22 protein-coding genes are annotated in these 26,123 nt (G+C 43.4%); 13 read left to right on the top strand and 9 right to left on the bottom strand.

Going from position 1 to position 26,123, the window contains the following annotated elements; genetic code table 11:
• Positions 1 to 108 precede the first annotated feature (108 nt).
• Positions 109 to 1,482, bottom strand: coding sequence for a vanadium-dependent haloperoxidase (locus ACS5NO_RS02335; protein ID WP_439413972.1), 1,374 nt, complete (start codon positions 1,480 to 1,482; stop codon positions 109 to 111).
• A 135-nt stretch (positions 1,483 to 1,617) separates the two neighbouring features.
• Between ACS5NO_RS02335 and dnaG the strand changes: the two genes are divergently transcribed.
• Positions 1,618 to 3,603 carry a DNA primase gene (dnaG, locus tag ACS5NO_RS02330; RefSeq protein ID WP_439413652.1) on the top strand — a complete coding sequence of 662 codons (1,986 nt, stop codon included), beginning with the start codon at positions 1,618 to 1,620 and terminating at the stop codon, positions 3,601 to 3,603.
• Positions 3,604 to 3,671: 68 nt separating this feature from the next.
• Here the strand turns inward: dnaG and ACS5NO_RS02325 are convergent, their stop codons facing one another.
• A complete protein-coding gene (locus ACS5NO_RS02325) occupies positions 3,672 to 4,097 on the bottom strand; it encodes a helix-turn-helix domain-containing protein (protein ID WP_138995136.1) in 426 nt (141 codons plus the stop codon).
• 321 nt (positions 4,098 to 4,418) lie between these two features.
• Between ACS5NO_RS02325 and ACS5NO_RS02320 the strand changes: the two genes are divergently transcribed.
• Positions 4,419 to 5,117, top strand: a complete 699-nt coding sequence (locus ACS5NO_RS02320; protein ID WP_114406865.1) for a helix-turn-helix transcriptional regulator — start codon at positions 4,419 to 4,421, stop codon at positions 5,115 to 5,117.
• Positions 5,118 to 5,178: 61 nt separating this feature from the next.
• Here the strand turns inward: ACS5NO_RS02320 and ACS5NO_RS02315 are convergent, their stop codons facing one another.
• Positions 5,179 to 6,090, bottom strand: a complete 912-nt coding sequence (locus tag ACS5NO_RS02315) for a LytTR family DNA-binding domain-containing protein (RefSeq protein WP_439413651.1) — start codon at positions 6,088 to 6,090, stop codon at positions 5,179 to 5,181.
• A gap of 284 nt (positions 6,091 to 6,374) precedes the next feature.
• Between ACS5NO_RS02315 and ACS5NO_RS02310 the strand changes: the two genes are divergently transcribed.
• Complete coding sequence (locus tag ACS5NO_RS02310) at positions 6,375 to 6,578, top strand: hypothetical protein (RefSeq protein WP_133299844.1); 204 nt, start codon at positions 6,375 to 6,377, stop codon at positions 6,576 to 6,578.
• A gap of 12 nt (positions 6,579 to 6,590) precedes the next feature.
• Complete coding sequence (locus ACS5NO_RS02305; protein WP_439413650.1) at positions 6,591 to 7,724, top strand: lysophospholipid acyltransferase family protein; 1,134 nt, start codon at positions 6,591 to 6,593, stop codon at positions 7,722 to 7,724.
• Positions 7,725 to 8,309: 585 nt separating this feature from the next.
• Here ACS5NO_RS02305 and ACS5NO_RS02300 read toward each other — a convergent pair.
• Positions 8,310 to 8,633 carry a transposase gene (locus ACS5NO_RS02300; protein WP_114406861.1) on the bottom strand — a complete coding sequence of 108 codons (324 nt, stop codon included), beginning with the start codon at positions 8,631 to 8,633 and terminating at the stop codon, positions 8,310 to 8,312.
• A 399-nt stretch (positions 8,634 to 9,032) separates the two neighbouring features.
• Between ACS5NO_RS02300 and ACS5NO_RS02295 the strand changes: the two genes are divergently transcribed.
• From ACS5NO_RS02295 to ACS5NO_RS02255, 9 genes are all read left to right on the top strand, one after another.
• The gene (locus tag ACS5NO_RS02295; RefSeq protein ID WP_439413649.1) at positions 9,033 to 9,818 is read left to right on the top strand and encodes a polysaccharide biosynthesis/export family protein; all 786 of its coding nucleotides are present in this window, start codon (positions 9,033 to 9,035) and stop codon (positions 9,816 to 9,818) included.
• Between the two features lie 78 nt (positions 9,819 to 9,896).
• Positions 9,897 to 12,263, top strand: a complete 2,367-nt coding sequence (locus ACS5NO_RS02290) for a GumC family protein (RefSeq protein WP_439413648.1) — start codon at positions 9,897 to 9,899, stop codon at positions 12,261 to 12,263.
• Positions 12,264 to 12,364: 101 nt separating this feature from the next.
• Positions 12,365 to 13,021, top strand: coding sequence for a sugar transferase (locus ACS5NO_RS02285; protein ID WP_439413647.1), 657 nt, complete (start codon positions 12,365 to 12,367; stop codon positions 13,019 to 13,021).
• A gap of 38 nt (positions 13,022 to 13,059) precedes the next feature.
• Positions 13,060 to 14,493, top strand: a complete 1,434-nt coding sequence (locus ACS5NO_RS02280; RefSeq protein ID WP_439413646.1) for a lipopolysaccharide biosynthesis protein — start codon at positions 13,060 to 13,062, stop codon at positions 14,491 to 14,493.
• Positions 14,490 to 15,794 (top strand): O-antigen ligase family protein, encoded by a 1,305-nt coding sequence (locus ACS5NO_RS02275; protein ID WP_439413645.1) that lies wholly within the window; start codon positions 14,490 to 14,492, stop codon positions 15,792 to 15,794. The genes ACS5NO_RS02280 and ACS5NO_RS02275 overlap by 4 nt, the downstream gene beginning before the upstream one ends.
• Positions 15,795 to 15,833: 39 nt before the next feature.
• Positions 15,834 to 16,967 carry a glycosyltransferase gene (locus ACS5NO_RS02270; protein WP_439413644.1) on the top strand — a complete coding sequence of 378 codons (1,134 nt, stop codon included), beginning with the start codon at positions 15,834 to 15,836 and terminating at the stop codon, positions 16,965 to 16,967.
• A gap of 19 nt (positions 16,968 to 16,986) precedes the next feature.
• Positions 16,987 to 18,114, top strand: a complete 1,128-nt coding sequence (locus ACS5NO_RS02265) for an acyltransferase family protein (protein WP_439413643.1) — start codon at positions 16,987 to 16,989, stop codon at positions 18,112 to 18,114.
• A gap of 69 nt (positions 18,115 to 18,183) precedes the next feature.
• Positions 18,184 to 19,263, top strand: a complete 1,080-nt coding sequence (locus ACS5NO_RS02260; RefSeq protein WP_439413642.1) for an acyltransferase family protein — start codon at positions 18,184 to 18,186, stop codon at positions 19,261 to 19,263.
• A 40-nt stretch (positions 19,264 to 19,303) separates the two neighbouring features.
• Positions 19,304 to 20,461, top strand: coding sequence for a glycosyltransferase family 4 protein (locus ACS5NO_RS02255; RefSeq protein WP_439413641.1), 1,158 nt, complete (start codon positions 19,304 to 19,306; stop codon positions 20,459 to 20,461).
• A 9-nt stretch (positions 20,462 to 20,470) separates the two neighbouring features.
• Here ACS5NO_RS02255 and ACS5NO_RS02250 read toward each other — a convergent pair whose 3' ends face one another.
• The 5 genes from ACS5NO_RS02250 to fcl form a co-directional block, all read right to left on the bottom strand.
• Positions 20,471 to 21,532 carry an endo-1,4-beta-xylanase gene (locus tag ACS5NO_RS02250; protein WP_439413640.1) on the bottom strand — a complete coding sequence of 354 codons (1,062 nt, stop codon included), beginning with the start codon at positions 21,530 to 21,532 and terminating at the stop codon, positions 20,471 to 20,473.
• Positions 21,533 to 21,673: 141 nt separating this feature from the next.
• Entirely contained in the window at positions 21,674 to 23,152 is a 1,479-nt protein-coding gene (locus ACS5NO_RS02245) for a capsule assembly Wzi family protein (RefSeq protein ID WP_439413639.1), read from the bottom strand.
• Between the two features lie 53 nt (positions 23,153 to 23,205).
• Positions 23,206 to 23,964, bottom strand: a complete 759-nt coding sequence (locus tag ACS5NO_RS02240; RefSeq protein WP_439413638.1) for a WecB/TagA/CpsF family glycosyltransferase — start codon at positions 23,962 to 23,964, stop codon at positions 23,206 to 23,208.
• Positions 23,965 to 24,000: 36 nt separating this feature from the next.
• Positions 24,001 to 25,113 (bottom strand): GDP-mannose 4,6-dehydratase, encoded by a 1,113-nt coding sequence (gmd, locus tag ACS5NO_RS02235; protein WP_439413637.1) that lies wholly within the window; start codon positions 25,111 to 25,113, stop codon positions 24,001 to 24,003.
• Positions 25,114 to 25,151: 38 nt separating this feature from the next.
• The gene (gene fcl, locus ACS5NO_RS02230) at positions 25,152 to 26,090 is read right to left on the bottom strand and encodes a GDP-L-fucose synthase (RefSeq protein ID WP_439413636.1); all 939 of its coding nucleotides are present in this window, start codon (positions 26,088 to 26,090) and stop codon (positions 25,152 to 25,154) included.
• Positions 26,091 to 26,123 lie beyond the last annotated feature (33 nt).

Here is a 26,123-nt window from a genome sequence, read left to right as displayed (position 1 = left end):
GAATTAAGAGTTAAGAGTTGAGAATTAAGAGTTGGCTGACGCAAGCTTGAAACAGATGCGTCAGCCAACTCTTAACTCTTAACTCTTAATTCTTAACTCTTAATTCCTTTATTTTTTCCAACGTAGGCTGTTTACATTTTTTCCAATTTCCTTTCCGGTCGTCAAACCGGTTTCGTTGTCCTGCCGGGTGTGAATACCGCCCAGATAACGCGAGTAGGCCGACTCCTCAGCGGCTTGCCAAAATGAGGTAAAACTCCGCGCTTTAAAATCCGTGTTGCGCTTCAGGTCCCGAACGCGGCTGACGTGTGAGTCATCCGTAAATGAAAACGAATCCCCGTAGATACCACCCAGAACCGTGGCCGCAGCCGCCGATTGCGTGGCATGTCCGGAGGTGTAGCCCGGAAAAGGCGGAGCGGGCCAGAACGGAATCCAGGCCGGATCGATGGCCCGGCGAACGAACGTGTAGGGCCGCTCATTGTTGAACCGATACTTGCACTTCCAGCAAACCGTAAAGGCATCAGCCACGGCAAGGCCGGTGCGGGCGAGCGTTTCGGCGGCTTTCCCCAGATCGGTTTTGGCAGTCTGAATGGCAATGCGCGCCAGGTTATACGAATGACCGGGGGGCGTAAAGGTTTCGCTTGGATCGTCCGCCCACCAGATTGAAATTTCTTTCTCCGTCTGCGTCAGGGATTTGTTTTTGGTATACACTTCCAGGTACTGCGCAAAATACTGTGATTTGACGTCCGCCGAAATCGGGAGCGGTTTCGGCATGGGCAGGTTCGCATTCGCGGCCACAAACGTCCGGTTGTTGCCCCAGTAGGGTTGCATCGGAATCTTCCGCCCGTTCTCCGTAGTCTGCCACGAACCGTTGAAGAGCGGCACCTTGAAATCGGCGGGGAAATTGCGGTTGTAGCCTTCGTGTCCACCGTCAGTTTTCGACCATTCAAAAATCGCGTCGGCGATTTGCCGACCAAAGGTCACCGAGCGATCCACGACCTCACTGCTGCCGGTTTCGGTTTTCAATTCCGTCAGCGTCAGAATCTCCAGCGAATCGATTTTCGCTTTGTTCGCATCACTGGTATTGGCGAAGAGATTCCGCAGGATCTGAGCCTCCGCAGCGTTGGCCGAAACCGCCCAGTCATATGCGGCTTTGGGGTCTGCCTGTGGCAAACGCGTCAGACCGGTGAGTTGTCCTGCCAGCGATCGATGTGTTGGTAAACCGGGTACAAGGGCTTCGTAGAGGGCTAATCCACCGTAGCCCAACGCCCGGGAAGCTACCGGCGGAGTGAACCCCGCTGTATTTCGGAGCAGGTACAGGCTCATCCCCGACCATCGCAAGGCCACTTCCGCGCTGTACTGGTTTGCGGTTTTGGACTGCGGACTTACCGGATCATCCTGCGTGCTTTTCGTACAATTGGTCACGGTAATCAGCAGAAAAACACCAATAAGAATTTGACTTGCTTGTCGAATCAAATTTAACATCATTAGATTTATCCATTTCAGAGGCATAGCCGTAAGCGGTTGAAGGTAAAAAGGGAGGAGATCGGGGGGGCTTCCCGACAACTCATATTAGCAAAAACGTTGCCAAAACCGGGTGGAGTTACGTACCTTTGAGTTATGCGTATTCCTGAGGAAACCATCGACCGAATCCGTCAGACCGCGGATATTATCGACGTGGTTAGTGACTATGTCTCGCTCAAAAAGCGGGGCCAGAACTGGATTGCCTGCTGCCCGTTTCACAACGAAAAGACGCCGTCGTTCAACGTTTCGCCCGTACGTCAGATCTACAAATGCTTCGGCTGCGGCAAAGCGGGTGATCCGGTGCGGTTTGTGATGGACATTGAAAACATCGGTTATCCGGAAGCCCTGCGGCATCTGGCCAAAAAATACGGCATCGAAGTCGCCGAAGAACAACTGACGCCCGATGAGCTGATTCGGCAAAATGAGTGGGAGAGCCTGTTCATTGTCCTGAATTTTGCCAAAGACTTTTACCATTCGCACTTATTGAAGTCGGACGAGGGCCAGAGCATTGGTCTGAGTTATTTCCGCGAGCGGGGGTTTCTGGACAATACCGTTCAATCGTTCGAACTGGGCTATAGTTCCGACCAGTGGGACGCGCTGCTCCAGGAAGCCACCCGCCGGGGCTATCGCGCGGAACTGCTCGAAAAAGCGGGCCTGGTGTTATCGAAAGAAGGCGGCAAAACGTATGACCGGTTTCGGGGGCGGGTGATCTTTCCGATCCACAACGTCGCCGGTCGGGTGATTGCATTTGGGGCGCGAATTCTGAAGACGGATAAAAACCAGCCGAAGTACATCAACTCGCCTGAGACGGAAGTTTACCACAAAAGCCAGGTTCTGTACGGTATTTTTCAGGCTAAGAATGCCATTCGGCAGGAAGACATTTGTTACCTAACGGAGGGTTATACGGATGTACTGTCATTGCACCAGGCGGGGATCAAAAATGTGGTGGCTTCGTCGGGTACGTCGCTAACCATCGAGCAGATTCGACTGATCAGCCGGTTTACCCAAAATGTGACTATTCTGTATGACGGCGATGCCGCGGGTATCAAAGCCGCCCTGCGCGGGCTGGATATGGTGCTGGAAGAGGGCCTGAACGTGAGCGTGGCGACGTTTCCCGACGGCGACGACCCGGACAGCTACGTTCGGAAAGTAGGGGCTGAAACCTTTAAAAAATACCTCAGCCAGCACTCCAACGATTTCATTACGTTCAAGACCGACATTCTCCTGAAAGACGCGGGGGATAATCCGTTCAAGCGGGCGGAGATCATTTCGGAAGTAATCCAGAGCATTTCCAAAATACCGGATCCGATCAAGCGGCAGGTGTTTTTTCAGAAAACCGCCCGCCAGCTCCAGGTCGATGAGCAGACGCTGATTTCGGAAAGTAACCGGATGGTGCTTAGCCAGCAGAAACAGCAACTGAAGCAACAGCAGGACAAAGCGACGTCGCCCGGCAGAACCGCCGGCCCGGCATCCATGCCCGAAGAACTGACGGAGATTCTGAACGATTTTTCGGTGGAAGCTCCTTCGGTCGAGCGACGGGCTGTTGATCCGCTGAATCCCAAAACCCGCTCTTCCCTCTCCTACCAGGAAGAAGAATGCGTTCGGCTACTGGTCAATTATGGCGCTCATGAACTGGAACCCGATATATCGGTTTGCCATTACATGCTGAGTGAATTGGGAGATATGGAATTTGTGACGCCGGTTTTTAACGAAATGCTGCGGGAAATTCGGGAGGGATTTGTGGCCAATGAAATCCGAACGGCCGACTATTTTCTGAAACATCAGAACCAGGAATACCAGCACCAGGTTATTGGTCTGGTTACGTTTCGGCATCAGCTCAGTGAAAACTGGCTCAAACACGAAATTTACGTTCCGACAGAAGTGGATAAATTAGCCGATGCCGCTTTCTCCAATATTTTACGATTGAAGAAGCTGGTGGCCGAGCAACGGATGCGCGACATCAAACAACAGATCGTTCAGGCAACCGACCCGGCAGAAAGCGACCGACTGATGGTAGAATACATGCACTACAAAAAAGTAGATATCGAGATCGGTCGACTATTGGGAACCGTTATATCGTAACATATGTGAACAGTTGGCAACAGACCTGGAGGAGCCTTTACCAACTGTTCACTTTATAGCAATGATATTCAGGCAGCCATGCTGTCTATTCTCGATATTTTCTTTACAAAGCGACGAAGAGTATCCTGACTAACAGGCTTCGGCAGTTGGTGATTGATTTGTTGCAGAGCCTGACGGGGTTCTTTCGGAAACGTCATCATGGCCTGAATCACTTTTTCAACATGCTGCTGATCGTCGGGATTCAATTTTGGTTTTAAACCGCGGCCGGGTTTGTCCATTAAGCCCTGAACACCGTCTTCCTGCCAGCGATTCATCCAATTGTAGATGCTGCGACGATCTACCGCGAACATATCCATCAATTCGCTAACCGTCAGGCCGTAGTAGCTATACAGTACACACTGGCAACGTTTCTTCAAAACGTTGTTTTGGCTCTCACGAATCGTCTGACGGAGTTGCTCCACTTGTTGTCCAGTTAAATTCTTAACGTTCCGCATTGTTATTGATATTAGTAGTTCAATCCTTGTTTTCGTGTGAATTACAAGTGAAAACTACGTCATCAATTTCGATCAAAAAAGTCATTTCGTACGGAATAACTACTTTTTCGCGTGAAATAACCAAATTTACCGTATCTAGCGTTTGATTCTCTCTGTCGATTCCCGCGCGTTTACGAATTGCATCAATGACTACGAAGAGGTGGAAAGGCCGGTTCTCTATTTTGGTCATTTCACACAAAAAAGTATTGATTTCGATTGACCCAATGAATCAATTCGGCTAATTAAATTGTAGCTTCAAACGCAGGCTACTATCGCTTTACCATGAACAACACTAATTCAAAACCAGAATCGTCTTCTTCTTCGTTTTCATTGAAGCGAAAGGACTTTTCTATCCTAGTAGCCCAGGCTGAACTATTCAATTGTGAGGTACTTTGCCAGGTACTCAAGCAGCAGGGGTACAATGTGGTTGGGAAAGCCATCGAAATGGAGGATACACTTCAGCAGATTCGGGTCAAGCAACCGCAATGCGTCATTTTGGAATCAGAAATTTCCGGACGGCGTAGTGTAGATATCGTTCAGCAGGCCCGGACGAATAACCATAAAACCAAATTCATTCTGTATACCAGCAAACCGGATTTAAAACTGGTTGCCAATGCCATGCAGCAGGGGTTCTACGGTTTTTTATACGCGAATGACGGATTGGACGAACTCTATAAGTGTTTTCAGACTATCAGTACGGGTGGATATTATTATAGCCCCGGTTTTTTACTTTTGCTAAAAAACTACGGGATGAACGTCATGACCGATGAGACGAAAGAGCAACTGGGCCGCCTGACGGGCCGGGAGCTTGAAATCCTTCGGTTGGTGGCGCAGGGGACAACCGGTCATGAAATTGCGGATCAGCTACACATCAGTTACCGAACGCTGGCGAATCATAAAACCAATATCGCGCAGAAGCTGGAGTTGGGGAGTTGCCGGAATCTGGCTCGTTACGGAATTTCCGTAAAAGAGTACCTTTAAAAATGCGCCGTGGCGAGTAAGAACGATAAAATCCGGACTTTCCTGTGTTCTGTAAAGTTTACTAGATAATTTCGCTCTTTGGAGGGAGGTATTCGACCTCCTGGGCGGAGAAACGTACCAGACGGTTTTTAAAATCCTGCAGCCGGGCTCGCGGCATGTCGGTTTCGTCGTTATTGGGGGTTTGCATGCGAATGCTGTATTTACCATTCTCCCAATACGCATAACTGGCAACGAAGCTGAGGTTGATAATGCAATTCCGTTTGGTTCGGAAAAACAGTTCGGGGTTCAGTTCCGCTTCCAGTTCGTTCATGGTTTTGGTAATGGAGAACCGGCCGGTGGGGTGAATGGCGTAGTAGTAGCGGTCTTCGGTTTCAAACCAGAAGCAATCCTGAACGGCCAAGATGGTTTCGCCAAAATTGTTTTTGCCTTTCAGATGCGTCAGGAAAGTACCAGGCTGGGGAACGAGCGACTGAAAGGGGTCGGACGCTTCGCTGCTGCGTTTCCGTTGTCGGCGTTGTTCGAGAATATCGACCAGCAGCGACCCGTTGACGGCACCATAGCCCATGATCAAAACCGGAATCAGGTAAAAGGAATAATATTTTAGGCTATATGTACCCTGGATGTAATTACCCAGGTACAATTCGAGGTCATAATTAGGGAAGTTCACCAACAGATAACGCACGGTTTGCGTCACCGGGTTAAACAGGAAAAAAGCGACCAGCATGACGGGTAAAATTTTTACCTCGTAGTTGAGTATGTTTCGGGGGGTCAGTTCGATCTTTTTAATTCGGCAGGCTTCGTGGTAAATATTCAACAGCATCAGCAGGATGACCAGGGTTGAAATTTCCGGCAGGATTCCGCCACGCAGGAAAATCCAGAGATACCCTAGTAAACCGCCGTATTCTTCCACTTTCACTAATTTCTTTTCAAACGCAAAGAGCCAGTTGAAGGCTTCGAACGTAAATACAGCCAATAGCAGAATACTGAGACTCTTGAAGGGTCTTCTTATATACTTCAGATTTAGCGGTACTTCGGTCATTGCTACCCCAATCATGTTCTCACTTCTTGAACTGTGCTAAATTACTAACAATAAATAGTAACTAGTTACTAAAGCCGCATAATATTTTAGCCAAAAGTTGCCATTCTTTTGCCTATGCCGACCCGGTACTTTTGTATCAGTCAATCGGCCAAATAATCCCGGGCAAAACAGACCGATTGATGACTGACAATTTAATCACTCTAACAGCATCTATCGCCATGAAAAAGAACTTTGTTATCAACTCAGCTAAGCAATTATTGAATTCTGCTACTACCAACCTGAACGTAATCGCCAAAAATGAAACCAGCGACCGCATCCTTTTAGCCGGTAAGGCCGACAAAGATGGTGAAGTTTGCTGCAACTGGTGGCCTTCCTTCCACGGTCTGCAACCAAACGCGACGGATCAACTGGCTCTTTCTTAATCTTACTTTACCATGAGCAACTTCGTGCATCAATATCAGCGGGAATTGGATCGTTGTCGTCAACAGTTCGAATCCCTGGATCTCCGGAAAGAAAAAGGGTATCTCTTCAAATTTACTACGTTCTCGGCCAGTGTCCAGAACATTCTGCCTGAGATTCCGATAGAAAAGCACGAAGACCTTTTTCAGAAATTGTTACTTCAACAGGTTTACACCACCTTCGATCAGCAATTTTTGACCGCCAATGACCTGGTTCAAACGAAAGGGCCGATTCGGAAACTGGTAAACAGCCAACAACCGAATATATACTGCACTTTCCACCTGGGTTCTTACCGCCTGCTGACCACGTATTTGTATCGAAACGGCATTGATGTGGCCCTCCTGGTCAGCAGGGGCACTTATCAGGAACAGGGTAAAGACATCTGGGCCACCATCAAAGGTCTTCAGAAAAAGCACAATTTAACCAACTCGTTCCAAATTCTGGACGCTGAACAGACGTCATCGACGCTGCAGGTCATCCGTGAATTGCGGGCAGGAACCTCCCTGGTCATCTTTATCGACGGCGTTACCAGTACGACTGGGCTGAACCGTCAGGAAGATAAAGAAGTTCAGGTGCGCTTTGGAGCCAAAAATGTGTGGGCCCGCAAAGGGGTTGGATTCCTGTCTTATGTGACCAAGACGCCCATTGTTCCGGTGATCAGTTACCGGGAAAAAAATCTGAACAACGTATTATCATTTCTCGATCCTATTGTTCCGGAAGCTGATTGTGACCGCGAAACGTACTGTCGATTGAGCCTTCAACACCTCTACGATTCTTTCTGGCAGTACTTGACCAGGTATCCGGAACAGTGGGAAGGATGGAATTACATTCATAAATTCCTCGATCAGCACGAATTGGAACAACAGGCCGATTCGTATCAGCCACCCAGGCCGCGACCCAAAAAGCGGGTCGCCTTCAATCAGGAGCGGTATTCTATCTGCGATTTAGAAGATTCACCCATCCTGTTTGACCGCCGGTTGTACGTCACTTACGAAATTTCAACCGACCTCCGTGACTTTTTGCTTCAGGTTGGCACCATCGAGACCCCTGAAGAAGTGCTGGGCACGGACATGTATCTCGACTTGCTTTCCAAGCAAATTATTGCCTGAGTACCCGTACAATATTAGTTTAGTCTTTTCTTGTTTTCAATCGTAAAAGTCGGATCTGCGGACATCTGTTCAGATCCGACTTTTTTATTGAACTATCCTAACAATCCACTAGACTAAAATAATGCTGGCACAAATTTTGTAACCATTTAACTACAAAATTATCGATTTGTTTGTCTGCTAATTAACAGTATTCCAGACCAGCAATTCTTTAATTATATAGTGGTTAAATAATAAAAATCCTATTTAACATTTATTTTACGTGTAAAACTCTTGCTTTATAACAATTCTCATTATATTTGAATAATTGTTCGTTAAAGACAAGCGTCGAGAATGGTTCAGAATTGTGACTGATAATTCTCTTTTGCACAGTGTAGAAATACCGAATAATCCATAAAGAGGTTTTAGTCTGCCTCCTGAGTACCCAGTAAATCAATTGCCGACTTCATACCCTGAAGTTACTACTCTCTGTCAATCATACCTCTATTTCAACGGCTGTTGAAATACTCAAAAATCACTGTTTGTTTCCGTCTTTAGAGAAGTACGGTAACCTTCGACATGATTGGTGAGCAGGCACAATGTGCCTGACTAACTAACGGTTGAAAGGTTCTGTTCCGAGGTAATCGGCGTATAACTCTCTGCGGCAGTAATAGCGGGAAAGCTCAATTGCAAAAGAGTCAGAATCTTTGCGAGCGTCCCGTCACGCTGCCAGCGACGAAAGCGATCATAGATGGTTTTCCAGGAGCCGTATCGTTCGGGCAGATCGCGCCAGGGCGCACCGGAATTCAAAATCCAAAGGATCCCATTAATGGATTGGCGATGAGACCGCCACGGACGACCGGGACGATTGTTGGAGGGCATCATGTCCTTTAATTTCTCCCACTGTGAGTCGGTCAATTCATACTTACGCATGGCAATAGGAACAAGAGATAGAGATTAAAACAGGTTGATTTAACTAAGTAACTGCAAAAATAAATTCATGTTTCAAAAAATATCGGAGCGTAATCGTACGACCAATGACCTGGTAAAAAACCATCAGGAAGTCTGATAACTAATTCGATGTCGAAAAATGAGAAAATATTTTTGCATTTCCTAAATTCATCCGTCAAAAATTTAGGATACGGTAGGTATTTTATGGATAAAGAGATAAAAAATATGCGAAATTATTTCTGCTGTTCTCCCTGGTTTTCTGCACAAAGCAAGCTGTAGCGGGGTATTTGGCAGCAATTGCATATCGGTTTAGGGTCTTTTCTGTCGGACAACTCGACAAATACAGTAAGTACTTAATTTATTGATCGAAAATCACAACGTATGAAGAATTGGAATTCTCTGGCACTCTGTTTCATGATCATTGCTTTCTCGTCCTGCATCTCACAAAAACAGATCACCTATTTTCAAAGCCCGGTAGCTGACAGCACGGCAGTGGCTGAAGAAATCACCAACAAATATATCCCCACCATTCAACCCAATGATTTATTAGGCATCAACGTCAACAGCCTGAACCCCGAAGCCAGCAGTTTTTTCAATCCGTACGCCGGTGCTGAGCGGGTTTCAAACTTCCAAACGGTGAACGGCCAGGTTCCGGTCACGGCGGTGGTGGGCTATCTGGTTGACACCCAGGGACAGGTGCAACTGCCGCTGGTGGGTAAAATAAAAGTACTGGGACTCACCTCCGCCGGTGCGCAGGAATTGATTCAGGAGAAGCTGAAGAATTACCTCAAAGAACCCACGGTGGCCGTCCGGTTTCTGAATTTTAAAGTATCGGTGCTGGGTGAAGTAACCCGACCGTCGATGTTCAGCGTTCCGAATGAGCAAATGACCCTGACGGAAGCCTTGAGCCTCGCCGGTGATATTACCATCTACGGCCGCCGGGACAATGTCATGGTGATTCGGGAAACCAACGGAAAACGGGAATTTGGCCGGGTCAATATGAATCAACGTGATCTGTTCAAGTCGCCTTTTTACTATTTGCATCCGAACGATGTCATTTACGTAGAACCGGGGAAAGCCCGTCTGGCCTATGCCGATCGCTTTTACACCATTCTGCCATCCATCATCGGCGCGCTATCCCTGATCGCAGTGATCATCCGCCGGTAAAAAGTAACGCATACCCCGAGCAGCCAGCCCGATTTGGGTCAACTGCCAAACGATAATACCTAATTACTCAACAACGTTATGATCACAACTCCGTATGTTTACCACCAGCAGGAGGAAAAAGAACCTGACCTTCGGCTGATCATCTTCCGGTATCTGAAAAACTGGAAATGGTTTTTGCTTTCGCTCGTCGTCGCGCTGGCCATCGGGTATGCGTACCTGCAATACCAGGTTCCGATCTACAAGGTACAAAGCAGCATTTTGATCAAGGACGAGAAGAAAGGGATTTCGGCCGACAACATCATGAAAGAGATGGATCTTTTCACAGATTCAAAAGTGGTGGAGAACGAAATCGAAATTCTGAAGTCTTACACGATCATGGAGAAGGTAAACGACGCGCTGGCGCTGGATGTTTCCTATTTCCACGACACGCCGGTTGGCGAGCGGGAAATTTACAAAGACTCTCCATTCCGTCTGGTGGTCGAACAACCCAAACCACTGCTGTACGAAGATGGCTTTAAAGTGGAGTTTGTGGGTCCTGCCACGGTTAAAATTGGTGAAAAGAAATATGCGGTTAACCAAAGCCTGAACACCGATTTTGGCCGGATCCGGATTTTCCCAAAAGTGGGTGCCAAGCTCGACAAAGAACCCGTTATTGTTCACGTCGCTCCCAAACAGGAAGTCATTCAAAAGTTTGTTGAAGATCTGAAAGTAGAAGCTACCAGCAAGCAGTCAACGGTTCTGATTTTGAGCATGGAAACGGCGGTACCGGAAAAAGGGCGCAATATCCTTGACAAAATTGTTGAAGAGTACAATGATGCCGCTCTGAAAGATAAAAACCTGGTGGCGGCCAATACGCTGGATTTCATCGAAGAACGGTTGAAACTCATCTCCGGAGAATTGGCAACCGTGGAACGGGATGTAGAAAGTTACAAATCGGCGGAGGGTATTACGGATATCAGCACCGAATCGCAGATCTTTCTGCAGAATGTGCAGCAGAACGACGCGCAGTTGAGCCAGGTTAACATTCAGTTGGGTGCCTTGGAAGACGTCGAAAAATACGTTCGCAGCAAAACGGGTGAGCGGGGTGCTGCCCCTTCGACCCTCGGACTGAGCGATCCTACCCTGCTGGGTCTGATTGCGAAAGTATCGGAACTGGAGTTGCAACGCGAAACGCTGGTGAAAACTACCTCGGAAAATAACCCTCTTCTGCGTTCACTGGATGAGCAGATCCGGACCACCAAATCGAACATCAGCGATAACATCCAGACGATGAAGAACATCATGACGGGCACCCGCCAGAAATTGATGGCTCACAATCGCAAGTTTGAATCCATGATCCGGTCGGTGCCGCGCAAAGAACGGGCGCTGCTCGACATCACGCGCCAACAGGCCATCAAGAACAACCTCTATACCTACCTGCTGGCCAAACGCGAAGAAACCGCACTTTCCTATGCGTCGGCCATTGCCGACAGCCGAACCATCGACATCGCCCGGAGTGGCAGCAAGCCTATCAAGCCTAAAAAACCGCTTGTATTTCTTTTGTTCGGAGCACTAGGCCTATTGATCCCGATTGGTGCTTTTGCCACCCGCGACATGCTGAACAATCGGATTGGCAAGCGTTCGGACATCGAAGAACTGACGAGCGCGCCCATTGTCGGTGAAATAGCCTATGCCAAGCATAAATTCCCGCTGGTGGTTACCTCCAGCAGCCGATCGATTGTGGCGGAGCAAATCCGGGCCTTGCGAACCAATTTGCAATTCCTAAGATCCAACAACGAAAGCCTAGCGATTCTGTTTACGTCCAGCATCAGTGGGGAAGGAAAATCGTTCATCTCGCTGAACCTCGGTGCCAGTCTGGCCCTCATCGACCGTCCGACGGTTATTCTGGAAATGGACTTACGCCGTCCGAAACTGCATTCCATGCTGGACATGCCCAACACCGTCGGGATCAGCAACTTCCTCGTGGGTCAGGTAACCCTGGATGAAATTCTGCAACCCGTACCCGGCATGCAAAACTATTTCATCCTGACCAGCGGCCCCATTCCGCCTAACCCGGCGGAGTTGCTGGTAAGTGACAAAGTCGATGATTTGTTCCACCAACTTCGCGAACGCTTCCAGTATATTATCGTGGATTCGCCCCCCGTTGGCCTAGTTACGGATGCCCAGATTCTGGCCGATAAAACCGATGCCACCATGTATGTTGTTCGCCATGATGTTACGCCCAAGCAACACTTGAAAATGGTGGACGTCATGTACAAGGAACAACGCTTCCGGAAGTTGAGCCTGATTCTGAATTCGATCAACGAAGGAACGGGTTACGGATATGGCTACGGATATGGCTACGGCTACGGATATGGTGCCGGTGGTTACTACGAACAAGATTCCGATAAGAAAAAGCTGCCATTTTACAAAAGGTTATTACCTGGCGGCAGTAAACCGGCTTAATCACTGCAGACCACCCACTTTTAATGGCACGTACCAACCGGGTTTGAAACCCGGTTGGTGAGACCATTGTCTCTACAGTTCTTACTCAACCTGGAAACGTTATGATTAACTTGTTACAACCCGACTCCTCGTATTATGTCGTCAGTGAGACGACTGCGGGGAAATCGCAGCCCGTGGCAAAACGAGTCTTCGACATCACCGTCTCTTTGCTGGTTGCCATCTTCATTCTTTCCTGGTTCGTTCCGCTGATCGGTCTTTTGATCAGAATGGAATCGCGGGGGCCTATTCTGTTCGTTCAACTGCGCTCAGGGCGGAATGGTCGTCCATTCCCTTGTCTGAAATTTCGGACAATGAAATACCAGCGAAACGCTTCCTTCAAACAAGCTACTCACAACGATATGCGGATTACCCGGATTGGTCGAATTCTGCGAAAAACCAACCTGGACGAATTGCCGCAGGTTCTGAATGTCATTGCGGGTCACATGAGCATCGTTGGTCCCAGACCGCACCCCATTCCACTCGATGTCCAGTATATGCCGCTTATACCGGAATACAAACACCGGTTTGCAGTGAAACCGGGGATAACTGGTCTGGCCCAGTCGAAAGGGTTACGGGGCGAAACATCGGAAATTAGTCAAATGCGGCACCGGGTTCGCTATGATGTCTGGTATACTAAATATTCCACACTTACACTTGATGTAAAAATCTGTTGGTGGACGGTAGAGAAGATGGTGAAAGGCGATAAAAACGCCTGGTAAACCAGTACAATAGAGGATATACTCCTTCCAGATTGCCAATGAAAGAAACAATATTATATACAATAGCAAGGTTTACGCCTTCTGTAGCAAACTTTCTTACACTATCAGTATTCAGCTATCTTTTAATTCCGGAAGAATTGGGTACGTACAATGTAGTTTTTGCTGGGGTAATGTTGAGTAATTCATTGTTATTTCAATGGCTTCGCGTAACTCTTGCCCGTTATATTCATAAATATGATGAAAGCCGGAAAAAAGATTTCACAAATACGATCTTGTATTTTGGACGAATTATCCTAGTCTCTACATTAGCCGTAATTTCAATAATCCTATACTATAATCCAGGCGAGATCTATGTATATTTGTTAGGTTTCATTTGGCTCATTATATATTCTATTTATGATATTAACCTTGAATTACAAAGAGCATCATTGAAAGCCGTCAATTATGCAAAATCAGAGCTAATACGGTCTATTATATTCATAGTAATTTCAATTGGATTAACTTATTACTATAGAAGTTATTCCGCAATTGTCATATCATATATACTGTCACAACTGGTACCATTAGTAATTTACAGAGATAAATACCTGTTAGTATCTGGCAGCGTATTTAACAAAGAAGATTCACTATCGATCCTAAAATATGGAATCCCGCTAGCTTTAATGCTATCTTCCAGTTTTATCAATAATGTTATAGACAAGCTGTTAATTGCAGAATTCTTAGGAAATAAAGAGGCAGGATTATACTCAGTCGGATATGACTTGTATCGACAAGCGATATGGGTTCCCTTTCTCATTATAAATTTAACAAATTTTCCAGTTCTTGTAAAATTGTATGAAGACAAAAATAAGGAAACGTTACTGAAGAAACTAAAAGAAAATGGGAATACATTGCTAATTGTGGCAACAATAATTTGTTCAATATTGTTTATATCTTCTCAAGAAATTGCGAATCTTTTCATAGGAAAGCCTTATCGAAACAGTGCGATTATGATTATGCCATACATTTTGGTAAGCACTATACTTTATGGAATATCAATATTTCACTATAATAACTCCTTTCAATTTAAAGGGCGAACCGATAAGCTAGCCTATATTTATGTAACAGGTTCAGTCTTGAAAATTGGAATAAATATCTTTTTTCTCCAAAAATACGGTATTATAGTCGCTGCATATTCAACTGTCATTACGTACGCCATTATATTAATATTTAGTGTATATTTTGGAAAAAAAGAGTACCATATACCACACCCAAACTATTCGTATATGCTCTATATTTTGCTGATAAGTGGCTTATTATACTGGGTATTTATAAATATACATATAAAAAATACCTACTTATCACTTCTATTGAAATTAATACTTTGCTCTGTATTCTATTCAGCATTTTTGATTAAGGCTAATATTATTCGAATTGCTATCCCAAATGGGAAGCTAAAATATTCAGAGCTTATTAAAAAAATAAACGTATGAATACAAGTGCCCAAATAGAGACCGCCTACCCTCCTACCTATTTCACTAACATTGAAAGGGTAAAAAAAATTAGCTCATCGACATATATAATAAATTCATTCCTATTATATATGTTAAGCGGAGCGCTTTTGTATTTAGTCGCTGATGAACAAGATATCCAAAATAATAGCGCAGCCGCAAGCGCCGTAAAGTACTTTTGGCTAATGTTGTATGCGGTAATGATATATTACTTCACAAAGAAGTATTATGTATTATTCAAAAACATAAGAAAAAACTCTTTCCTGATATTATTAAGTGTTGTAGCTGTTCTATCGATTGTGTGGTCACAAGCGCCTGAAGTAACGTCAAGACGTCTCGTTTCATTTATTGCTAGTTTGCTATATGCGTTTTACATAAGTGAATATTTTAAGCAGCAAAATATTCTAAAGTTATTCTTTTATTTGACATGTATGATTGTTATTTCCAGTTATATTATGATCATTTTAGTACCTGAACATGGCATTGCAACAGGTGTTCACCAAGGTGCCTGGCAGGGAGTTTATTTTCACAAAAATGGCTTAGGACGAATTGCAGGGCTTTGTCTGATTTCAACTATACTTTATTACAAACAGGTAAGTGGGAACAAATTTTTTATCGCAGTCATTGGCATACTTTGCCTGATTTTGCTAATGATGTCCAAATCGACAACCACCCAAATTGCTTTTTTGGTAATGCTTCCCGCATATATTGTTCTGAATTGGGCCTACAAAAACTATCAGAAGTCCAGATTAGTAATCCTTATCATTGTTGGAATAATAGTTACTCAATTTTTAATATCTTTTATAATTGAAGGCAGCGAAACTGCCTATAGTGCCATTGGCAAGGATGATTCTTTTACGGGACGACTTCCTCTATGGGTAATGCTTATAGATTACATTAACCAATCGCCAATGGTTGGATACGGGTATAGTGCATTCTGGATTCCCAAATTTTTATCAAAAACGCTTTGGGTGGATTCCGACTGGAATCCAGAACAAGGACACAATGGTTTCATCGATATAACCTTGGAACTAGGTCTTATAGGTTTGACATTATTCTCAGTTGTGCTACTCAAAGCATACAAGCGTTCTCTGAATTTTATCAAAAACACTACACAATATCATTCTTATTGGTACATACTCATACTTATATTCCTTACCATTGTAAGTTTTACAGAAAGTTTTTTATTAAAGTATAATAATGTGTATTGGGTTATGTTTTTAATATGCTCGATAAGTATAGCCCCTTCCTCAAAAAATAGTCATTTTAAAAATGAATCGTAAATGCCACGATATAATTTGGCTTAATCTAAGCATAACGTCATGAAAATTTTACTAGTATATCGCGATTTAACGCAGGGGGGAGTACAACGAATCATAGTACATGTAGCTAATTATTTAGCGATCAGAGGCTATGAAGTAACTTTATTATTGGGTGTTGTGAAAGGTCCTTATTTAGATTTATTAAATGAAAACATTAAAATAATATCTCCAGACACAAAAAATCGATTTTATTTATTAAGGTATTTAATAAGTTATTTACGATCTAACAAATCCGATATTCTTTTCACAGGTGTCCCCAGTTTTAATATTTTAGCTATAATTGCTAAATACTGGTCTGCAACTGATACAAAAGTCGTCATATCTGAACATAGCAATACGATCGAGGAATTCAGGATGCTACCCTGGTCAATATATAAATTAAGTTTTCTGTTCATCCCTATCTTTTATCGCTTTGCAGATTCTATTATTTCAGTCTCGTCGGGCGTAGCTAATGACTTAAGCAAATTTGCTAAAATTCCTTTAAAGAAAATTTCTGTCATTTATAATCCCGCATATAACGACCATTTATTATCGGAAGCGGAGCAAAATGTAGAAGAAATATGGCTCACTTCAAAAGATTACCCTGTAATAATGGGTGTAGGTAGGCTCACTGATCAAAAAAACTTTTCAGCATTAATAGATGCCGTATATAATGTATCTCTAAGAAGAAAAGTTAAATTAATAATTGTGGGCGAAGGACATTTACATGACGAACTTTTGTACAGAATTAATTCTTATAAAATGGGTTCAATTGCAAAATTAATCGGTTTTAAAAAAAACCCAGTGGCATGGATTAATAAAGCTGATGTATTTGTCCTATCTTCTAAATGGGAAGGGTTTGGAGTGATTCTGGTCGAAGCTTTAGCTGCTGGAACAACAATAGTATCTACCGATTGTAAGAGTGGCCCGGCTGAAATTCTGCAGAATGGAAAACTGGGTTACATTGTACCCGCTTCAGATATAGACGCGCTAGCCAAAAAGATCGAATTTGCAATCGACAATCCTATATCAAAAGATCTACTCATCGAAGGAGCTAAACAGTATGATGAGAATAAAATTATGAAATGTTATGAAGAAATTTTTAACAAATTAAATCCCAAGTCAGTTGCCTTTACTGACCTAACTGTTAGTTAATTTATCAATCAATAATAGTATGAATAAGCGATTTCACGTTTTGGATGGGTTCAGGGGTATTTTCGCACTCGTTGTTGCTTTGTACCATTTTAAACCGGGACCTGGTATTATCGGCCATACCGCATTAATATCACATGGTTGGTTATTTGTCGATTTCTTCTTTACTTTAAGTGGATTCGTCATATATTACAATTATCAGAAAATTCAAACAATTAGTCAGCAGAAAGATTTTCTAATTAAACGATTTATTAGACTCTATCCATTGCATTTTTGCTTATTGATAGTTTTTCTACTTTTTGAAACTTTTAAAATATTTTTATATAAATATGATCTTTTCAACTATCCTCCATTCTATAATCATAGATTTGTGGGTTTTGTAGCTAATATATTCCTAGTTCAAACGTACGGCTTGCCAATTAAAGGACTAGAATATCTTTCATGGAATACATCAAGCTGGTCGATCAGTGCAGAAATTTTCGCTTACATTATATTTTGTTTTTCAATCGTCTATATAAATCGCTTCTCTTCCTTCATAAAGATTCTAATATTTCTCGCATTTTCTGTAATTTCTCTTGTTATTATTTACTATGTAAATGGCGGCAATCTTTCATTAAAAATTGGTATTCCTGGAATATGGCGATGTACATACAGCTTTTTTTTGGGATGCATCGCTTCAGAGGTATATTCTATATTGAATAAAAAATATACCTCGCTGAGTAGTCAAAATCAGTCAATGTTTTATCTGTTTACCTTCCTAGAGTTCCTGACTTTGTCTGTTTCACTTTGGTCTGTTGCTTACTGGAGTGATATAAGTTTTGTATCACCTTTATTTTTTCTTTTAACAATTGTAACTTTCTCTTTTGAATTAGGTTGGATCTCTAAGAAAATGGACACTCCCTTTTTCAAAGAATTGGGCGTTTTATCATACTCTATTTATATGAACAATGCTTTGATTAAAACTTTTTTCGATATTATAATTCTAAGATTCTGGAAAGTTGACTCAGCTTGGTACGACTTAACTATAATACCTTATGTTGCTATTTTATATTATATTTCCAGATATACATATCAATATTTTGAAGTATATCCTAGAAAACTCTTAGAATCATATTATTACAAAAAACCGCTGACTACTCAGGTTAAATGATTAGATATGAGCTTAAAACATTTTTTTTGAATAGACTTACTGCCATTACAATTCTAATTATATTCTATTATGCGGTTTAAGGTGTTAGATACTTTTCGTGGCATTGCGGCAATTATGGTGATATTTTTTCACATGAAATCATTTGGAATTCATTTTGCAAATACAAATAAATTTATAGGTCAGAGTGATATATTCGTTGATTTCTTTTTTGTATTGTCAGGATTTGTAATTTCATACAGTAATCTGGCAAGGTTAAACTATTATTCAGATATTGCTCTATTTTTAAAGAAGCGGTTCTTTAGGTTATATCCTTTGCACCTATTTACTCTATTTCTTGCGCTTGGCTATGAATTATTCCGATTTGGCATTGACCGCTATGTTGTTAAAATTGAGGATCCAATTTTTGTAAAAGAAAACCTACTTACCTTTATTGGTAATTTAACATTGACACAGGCTTTGGGCATTTTTGCCTATGTTTCTTGGAATGTACCTAGTTGGAGTATTAGTGCCGAATTCTACGTGTATTTAGTTTGGGCGGTATTCCTGGTTATTCTCCGAAAAAATATTATTGTACTAAGCTTTCTATTCTTTCCTATTATTTTTTATTTCATATGGCTGCACAATGGAAACATTATATATACTTATGATTACGGATTAATCCGCTGTTTATATGGCTTTTTAGTTGGGATGATTACTTACAAAATATATAATCTCACACCATTCACTTTTATTAAATCACACTATTATTCATTCATCGAATTAACATCTCTTGTCTTAACTTTATATTTTGTAATAAATTATTCAGCATTTAATAACTGGTTAATGCCTTTATGGTTTGCGACGGTGATCGTCATTTTTTCAAATGAAAAGGGCATTGTTTCTGTTTTTTTATCCAAGGGCACATTTGATTTTTTGGGTCGATACTCGTATTCGTATTATTTAAATCATTATCTTGTTTTGCGAGTTGTTAATTTGATAATATTTAAATTAATAAAAATCCCTCATACATTAACTAATGAGTTAGTCTATTCTATAATTTGTTTATCTATTATTCATTTTATGTCTACATTGACGTATTATCACATTGAACTTAAGTTTCAAACTTTATACAAAAGTAAACCTTCAAAAATTTTATTGCCGCTTAGCTAACGGTGCCTTATAATTGTAGCTTACTTAAATTTTAGAAAATGTGAAAATATTAAGCATACATAATGAGTATCTTATCAAAGGCGGTGAAGATGAATCACGTAAAGCTGAAGTAGCTATTCTGGAAGAATTCGGAAATTCAGTTACGTCTTTCATTGAAAACAATGCAAAAGTTTCCCAACTTTCCAAAGTCTCTGTTGCTTTACGTACCCTGTGGTCGCAGGATTCATACAAGTATGTGAAACAATTATTGCGAAGTCAGAAACATGATGTAATGCACGTTCAGAATTTTTTCCCACTTATATCTCCTTCGGTTTATTACGCAGCTAAATCCGAAAATGTACCCGTTGTTCAAGCTGTGCGAAATTATCGCTTAATCTGCCCGAGCGCCACAATGTATCGAGATGGTCAAGTTTGCGACACCTGTGTGAGCAAATCTCTAAAGACTCCCGCCATTCTGCACAAGTGCTATCGGGACAATCGAGGAGCAACGACGACCGTTACCACTATGCTTGCAATACATAAACTTCTTCCTACTTGGAAGCAGGTCGATGCATTCATATGTATTTCACAATTCATTCGACAAAAAATGATAGATGGCGGATTCCCAGTTGAGAAAATTTACGTTAAACCCAATTTTGTTTATCCTGATCCCGGTCTATCTATAGTTAAAGAAGATTACGTTGTCTATGTTGGGCGTCTACAAACTGAAAAAGGTATTGAACATTTGCTTGAAGCACATTCTCTTATTGGTTCTACAGTTCATTTAAAGATAATTGGTGAAGGTCCGTTGGCTCCTGAAGTAATCAGTTATTCTAAAAAAAACAATGTTGAATATTTAGGAAAGTTATCTTTATTAGACACCTATGATGTTATTGGCAAAGCGCGAATCTTAGTTATTCCTTCTGTCTGGCATGAGCCATTTGGCCGGGTTGTTGTTGAAGCTTATGCAAAAGGTACCGCCGTTATAGGTTCTCGCATGGGTGGAATTCCGGAATTAATTGAAGATGGTGTTACTGGATATACTTATGAGGGTGGAAATGCTGAAGATCTGGCAAAAAAAATAGAATTTCTCTATCAAAACCCGCAGCTTGCAATAGATATGGGTTTAGAAGGTCGTAAAGAATACCTTAAGAAATACACTCCGAAATCAAATTATGATATGATGATGGCGATTTATAGCGATGTGATCCAAAGCTAACTAAATAGCTTATTTCAGCCCAGAAAGCAAACCATAATAGGCTGGCTTTTTTCTATATTTTTTATCGAATATGTTTGGTATATCGTGCTGTTTTTTGTTGATTACATACCAGCTATCTGCATCACTAAAATCCCATAAAGTAATTCCATACTGCTGCGCTACCGGTATGTTTTTTTTATAGAGTATTGCGACTGTTTCATACTTGTTACGTTGCTGACTCAAAAATTGGTTCGAAAAAATAATGGCAGAGGCATTTTTCGGATTCATCTGAATATCCAGCTCGGAAATATGGACTTGAAGACCTGTAGAAGCTAACTCTTGCAGCGAATTCTCTATTCCTTTATTATTTGCATTGAACGTAATATGCATTTGTGTACCAATTCCGTGAATTGGGGTTCCACTTCGTTTAAAATCAGCGACTAATTGAAGAACCGCTTGTACTTTTTTCGGGTAATACTCTAAGCTAAAATCGTTGTAAAATAATAGAGCATTAGGGTCGGCTTCGTGGGCCCATTGAAAACAACGCTTTACAAATGACAAATAATCTTGATCGTTATCGTAGTATTTTCGAAAAATAGTAGAGCGGATAGATCCTGAATTATAGGCAAACATTTCGTTTATAACATCCCAGCTTTTGATCTTCCCCCGATAACGTCCTACGGTTTTTCGAATATGATTTTCAATTGCTTTTTCAAATCCATCCCGGTCTTTCCCAAACTTCTGCCACCACGTCGGGGCACTTATATGGTAGATCAGACAATGTCCATGCAACCGAATTGGATGTAATTTTGCAAAATCAACCCAATAATCCGGCTCTTTGAATTTGAACTGGTCCGGTAAAGGCTCAATGTTCATGTAAGTATGAACAGTTTTAGAATTAAATTCTTCCAGAAATAATTTATAGTTTTCTGGATTATTGGCGATAATAGCCGAATTAAATGCTACGCCGATCGGGAAACTTGAAACCGATTTCAACGTCATTGTGCTATCAATCGTATTCTGGATGCTATTGATAGTCGTATAATCCTTTCCTGAATAGTAAGGTGTATCCTGTTTAAGTTGAGAAAACACGAAAAATATAAGAAGTGAAGTAGCAAACAGCTTAAGGTGAATATATTTGGAATATTTAAAGTGCATGAGTCAAAAAGTATACTATTTTATCTAATAAATAGCCTTTAACTTAAATTAAAAAAACCGGTGTTTATAATCTTTTTATTTATTCCCCCAAACTTTTTTCAAACTTATCCATCCTCCCAGTGCCTTATCATAAAGTGCTCCCTGATCCATTGAAACCGCCGTATTCAGCTCCGATCCACCAAGCCATTTTACGGGCCATTTTAACCAAATTACGCCTGAAAATTGGTTTAGAGACTTACCAAAAGGACTTCGATAGGTACCATAATTCTTACTTAGTGATAAACGACTTGACAGTTGTACTCCTGAATAAAATCCGCCTTCCATTCCAAAATGAAAAACCTGGACACGGTTATTCACAATCGTTAATTTATACTCCCCTGGCACATTCTGCCATTGTGGTTTCACCTCCTGTCGACGTGTGATAAATGGTGTCCCTAAGACAAGCTGCGAATGTGCCCAACCGTCCTTATATTGGAAATTGTTAAAATAATCGTCAATTCCCTGATACATTGTATACTTCGTTTGGATTGTGCTACCACTCTGATCCATCGTAGTCAGGTGTTCCATCAGCAAACGGTTAATTTGAAAGAAAGACCCGGAAATGGCCGCTCTTCGCTTCAATTGCAATCCATACAATCCATCCGGTAAATTCATAAACGCTATCCCCGATTTGTCTTCAAATGGATGTTGATAATAGGCCAGCGCATCCCATTTAGCAAGGGTAATTTCTGCTCCAACATCGATTGAACCTACATGATTTCCAAATTGGTTGACACGGTCATGATACGATATGTCGTTGGTCTGACTAGGTTGTTTTGATACAATCACATGCAGGTAATCCTTAAAGGAGGAGGGTAATTGTCCTTTAATGGAATTTCCCGTTCCTAAATAATCAGAACGTCCACCCCATTGCGCCTGGTGGAGAATACCGCCGTATAATTTTATTTTCCAGTTTGGCTTACCAATTCGGCCATAAACGGCTTTTTGATGCAAAAATGAATTTCTCATCGAATCCGTATTGGCAAACCAGCCATGAGCAAAGAATGCATTGATGGCAATCAAATCGCCCGTAAAGTGTAGGGGAGCAAATCCACGCGTACCAATCTGGATCTTCGGAATTGGCAAAGCATTACCCGACCACGAATAGGAACCGGATGAAAGCGTGCTATCGACTAACCCAATGATTTCTCGTCTTCGTCCGGCCACCAATTCGAAATACCCTTTGCCAACTTTCACGTACGCTTCTGGAAGGAGTGCCCGGCTTGTGGGCCCCACATTACCAACTAGTTCGGCTCCATAGCCAAAAAACCAGCCGCTACACGTGCTGTCTTTGTAAAAAAGACCCGAACTACCCAGGCGAATAGTGCCAAACGGAGCTGTAAAGGGCACAGTTCCAAACTGATTGGCTCTAAACCAAAAAGGGGTTCGACGCGCGGACGACGCCATTCCGCCGATTTCGCCTGAAAACTGAACAGTCGATGCCCGCTGATTTTGGGCATCGACTGTATATCCGGCCAGACAAATACAAATTAACGTAAATACGTAGGTTCGCATAGTATTTCTGTACGTTTCAACTACTGCTGCATTTTTGTTTCATACGGCGGATGCTAATTCCCCTTCACCAATTGCTTCATCAAATACCAGGTATACAAACTATTCGTAACCGCATACCGTTTGAACAACCGTTTGGGTTCCTGCGCAAACCGAAACAACCACTCCAGGCCCGCCCGCTGCATCCAGTCGGGTGACCGTTTCACATCACCAGCCAAAACCGGCAACGCTCCGCCAATCCCCAGCAACACGGCGGGTATCCGTCCGCGCATTTTGCCCATCCAGACTTCCTGTTTGGGACAGCCCAGAGAGACGAATACCAAACCGGCTCCCGACCGCGTGATCTGTTCGACGACTTCTTCGTCTTCTTCAGGTGTCAATGCCCGGAAAGGTGGAGACAGCGTACCCGCAACCGTCAGTTTCGGGTGTTTTTTGCGACACACGTCAACGGTTTGTTGCAGAATTTCGGGCGTTGATCCATAGAAAAACACAGACACGCCGGTTTCTTCCGCTTTTTGCAACAGATCGGGCAGCATATCCAGCCCGGTAGCCCGGTTCTGCTTTACTCCATGCAGCCACCGCAGACTCCACAACAGCGGGACACCGTCACACAGGACCCAGTCGGCCCCGTTGACTGCCTGGGCAATGTGCGAGTTAAACTTTGACTCAACCGTCATGTGGACATTGGCGAAACAAACGGAACCCGCCTGTTTCGCTTTTGCCGCCGTTATGATTTCCTCCCGAAATTGCTGGTAATTACCCAGCGAGAGGTTGAGGCTAATAACCGTTGCGCGTTGTTTTGAGGTCGTTGACATAGAATTTACCGGTTTTCGAACCGCACCGATGTTGGTTTACTCAAAATAATTCATCACCAAATGCCCGCCTTCAGCCAGCAACTGATCGCGACGGAACAAGTCGATGTCAGCCGTCATCATGTCTTTTACCAGCGCGGCCAGGTCATATTTGGGCTGCCAGTTCAGTTGGGTCATGGCCTTCGTCGGATCACCCAGCAGCAGATCCACTTCCGTCGGGCGGAAATACCGCTCGTCGATGCTCAATACTTCTTTGCCGACTTCGACCGGGTAATCCGGGTTCGATGCACGCACCACAAACGCCCGCTCGGCCACACCTTCGCCCCGGAATTCCAGTTCGACGCCAATCTCGGCAAATGCCATCCGGACAAAATCACGGATTGAGGTGGTGACACCGGTGGCAATCACGAAATCTTCCGGTTTCTCCTGTTGCAGAATCAGCCACATGGCTTCTACGTAGTCCTTGGCATGGCCCCAGTCGCGCAGCGAGTCAATGTTTCCCAGGAATACTTTGTCCTGCAAACCCAGACCGATCCGGGCCACAGCACGGGTAATTTTGCGCGTTACGAACGTTTCGCCCCGCAGCGGTGATTCGTGGTTAAACAAAATACCGTTGCAGGCATACATGCCGTACGCTTCACGGTAGTTGACCGTAATCCAGTAGCCATACAGTTTGGCAACGGCATAGGGCGAACGCGGGTAAAATGGCGTCAATTCCGACTGCGCGTGTCCCTGCACCCCACCGTATAATTCGGAGGTGGATGCCTGATAAATGCGGGTTTTCTCGATCAAACCCAACAGCCGGACGGCTTCCAGAATGCGGAGCGTACCAATGCCGTCGACCTGGGCGGTATATTCCGGCTCATCGAAACTCACCCGCACATGCGACATCGCACCGAGGTTATAAATTTCGTCGGGCTGCACTTCCTGAATAATCCGGATGATATTGGTCGAATCGGAGAGATCGCCAAAGTGAAGCTTGAACCGCACATTTTTTTCGTGTGGGTCTTCGTATAAATTATCGATACGCTGCGTATTGAATAAGGAACTCCGGCGTTTGATACCGTGTACTTCATATCCTTTTTCTAATAATAATTCGGCCAGATAAGCGCCGTCCTGTCCTGTAATACCGGTAATAAGTGCTTTCTTCATACGTGAGTAATTAGCTGTATTCTAAGGTTTTAATTTGGTTAGACGTAAACTTCCTGGTGATTCAGAAAATCCTGATAGGTCGTGGTAATACCGGTTTTCAAATCGGTTTGGTGTTTCCAGCCCAGGGCATGCAGTCGTGAAACATCCATGAGTTTGCGGGGCGTACCGTCCGGTTTGTCGGTATTCCAGCGAAGTTCGCCTTCAAAGCCAACGGTTTCTTTCACCAGTTCGGCCAGTTCGCGAATTGTGACGTCCTCGCCTGTCCCGATGTTGACAAACAATTCATCGTTGTAGGTTTCCATCAGAAACACGCAGGCATCGGCCAGGTCATCGGCGTGCAAAAATTCCCGGCGGGGCGAACCCGTTCCCCAGACCTCAACGAAGGGCTGGTTGCTAATTTTCGCTTCGTGGAATTTCCGAATCAAGGCCGGCAACACGTGCGACCCCTGAAGATCGTAGTTATCATTCGGGCCGTAGAGGTTGGTCGGCATCGCCGAAATGAAATTGCAGCCGTACTGGCTCCGATACGCTTCGCAGAGCTTGATGCCGGTAATTTTAGCAATCGCATACGGTTCGTTGGTCGCTTCCAGATAACCGCTGAGCAGGTATTCTTCTTTCAACGGCTGCGGAGCCAGCTTGGGATAAATGCAGGAGGAACCCAGAAACAGCAGTTTTTCGACACTGTTTTGGTAGGCACTATGAATAATGTTGGCTTCGATCAGCAGGTTATCGTACAGAAAATCAGCCCGGTATGTATTATTGGCCCAAATACCGCCGACTTTGGCAGCCGCTAAAAAAACATAATCCGGTTTTTCGTCGGCAAAAAAATCAGCGACGGCCGCCTGGTTGCGCAGGTCCAGTTCCGACGAGGTGCGGGTGATCATATTCTGGTAGCCTTTGGCTACCAAACTACGCACCAGAGCCGACCCCACCATACCCCGGTGTCCGGCAACGTAGATTTTTGAGTTTTTATTCACAGTTGAGGAGGTTGCATTACAATGTATACCCGT

This window comes from Larkinella fluvii (assembly GCF_051857545.1).
In the GTDB taxonomy this organism is placed as follows: Bacteria; Bacteroidota; Bacteroidia; order Cytophagales; family Spirosomataceae; genus Larkinella.
This window is presented reverse-complemented; position numbering and strand designations above follow the sequence as displayed.

Bases quoted from the DNA above. Each gene is read 5' to 3' on its own strand.
- ACS5NO_RS02335 (WP_439413972.1), bottom strand. From the start codon at position 1,482: ATGTTAAATTTGATTCGACAAGCAAGTCAAATTCTTATTGGTGTTTTT.
- dnaG (WP_439413652.1), top strand. From the start codon at position 1,618: ATGCGTATTCCTGAGGAAACCATCGACCGAATCCGTCAGACCGCGGAT.
- ACS5NO_RS02325 (WP_138995136.1), bottom strand. From the start codon at position 4,097: ATGCGGAACGTTAAGAATTTAACTGGACAACAAGTGGAGCAACTCCGT.
- ACS5NO_RS02320 (WP_114406865.1), top strand. From the start codon at position 4,419: ATGAACAACACTAATTCAAAACCAGAATCGTCTTCTTCTTCGTTTTCA.
- ACS5NO_RS02310 (WP_133299844.1), top strand. From the start codon at position 6,375: ATGAAAAAGAACTTTGTTATCAACTCAGCTAAGCAATTATTGAATTCT.
- ACS5NO_RS02305 (WP_439413650.1), top strand. From the start codon at position 6,591: ATGAGCAACTTCGTGCATCAATATCAGCGGGAATTGGATCGTTGTCGT.
- ACS5NO_RS02300 (WP_114406861.1), bottom strand. From the start codon at position 8,633: ATGCGTAAGTATGAATTGACCGACTCACAGTGGGAGAAATTAAAGGAC.
- ACS5NO_RS02295 (WP_439413649.1), top strand. From the start codon at position 9,033: ATGAAGAATTGGAATTCTCTGGCACTCTGTTTCATGATCATTGCTTTC.
- ACS5NO_RS02290 (WP_439413648.1), top strand. From the start codon at position 9,897: ATGATCACAACTCCGTATGTTTACCACCAGCAGGAGGAAAAAGAACCT.
- ACS5NO_RS02285 (WP_439413647.1), top strand. From the start codon at position 12,365: ATGATTAACTTGTTACAACCCGACTCCTCGTATTATGTCGTCAGTGAG.
- ACS5NO_RS02280 (WP_439413646.1), top strand. From the start codon at position 13,060: ATGAAAGAAACAATATTATATACAATAGCAAGGTTTACGCCTTCTGTA.
- ACS5NO_RS02275 (WP_439413645.1), top strand. From the start codon at position 14,490: ATGAATACAAGTGCCCAAATAGAGACCGCCTACCCTCCTACCTATTTC.
- ACS5NO_RS02270 (WP_439413644.1), top strand. From the start codon at position 15,834: ATGAAAATTTTACTAGTATATCGCGATTTAACGCAGGGGGGAGTACAA.
- ACS5NO_RS02265 (WP_439413643.1), top strand. From the start codon at position 16,987: ATGAATAAGCGATTTCACGTTTTGGATGGGTTCAGGGGTATTTTCGCA.
- ACS5NO_RS02260 (WP_439413642.1), top strand. From the start codon at position 18,184: ATGCGGTTTAAGGTGTTAGATACTTTTCGTGGCATTGCGGCAATTATG.
- ACS5NO_RS02245 (WP_439413639.1), bottom strand. From the start codon at position 23,152: ATGCGAACCTACGTATTTACGTTAATTTGTATTTGTCTGGCCGGATAT.
- ACS5NO_RS02240 (WP_439413638.1), bottom strand. From the start codon at position 23,964: ATGTCAACGACCTCAAAACAACGCGCAACGGTTATTAGCCTCAACCTC.
- gmd (WP_439413637.1), bottom strand. From the start codon at position 25,113: ATGAAGAAAGCACTTATTACCGGTATTACAGGACAGGACGGCGCTTAT.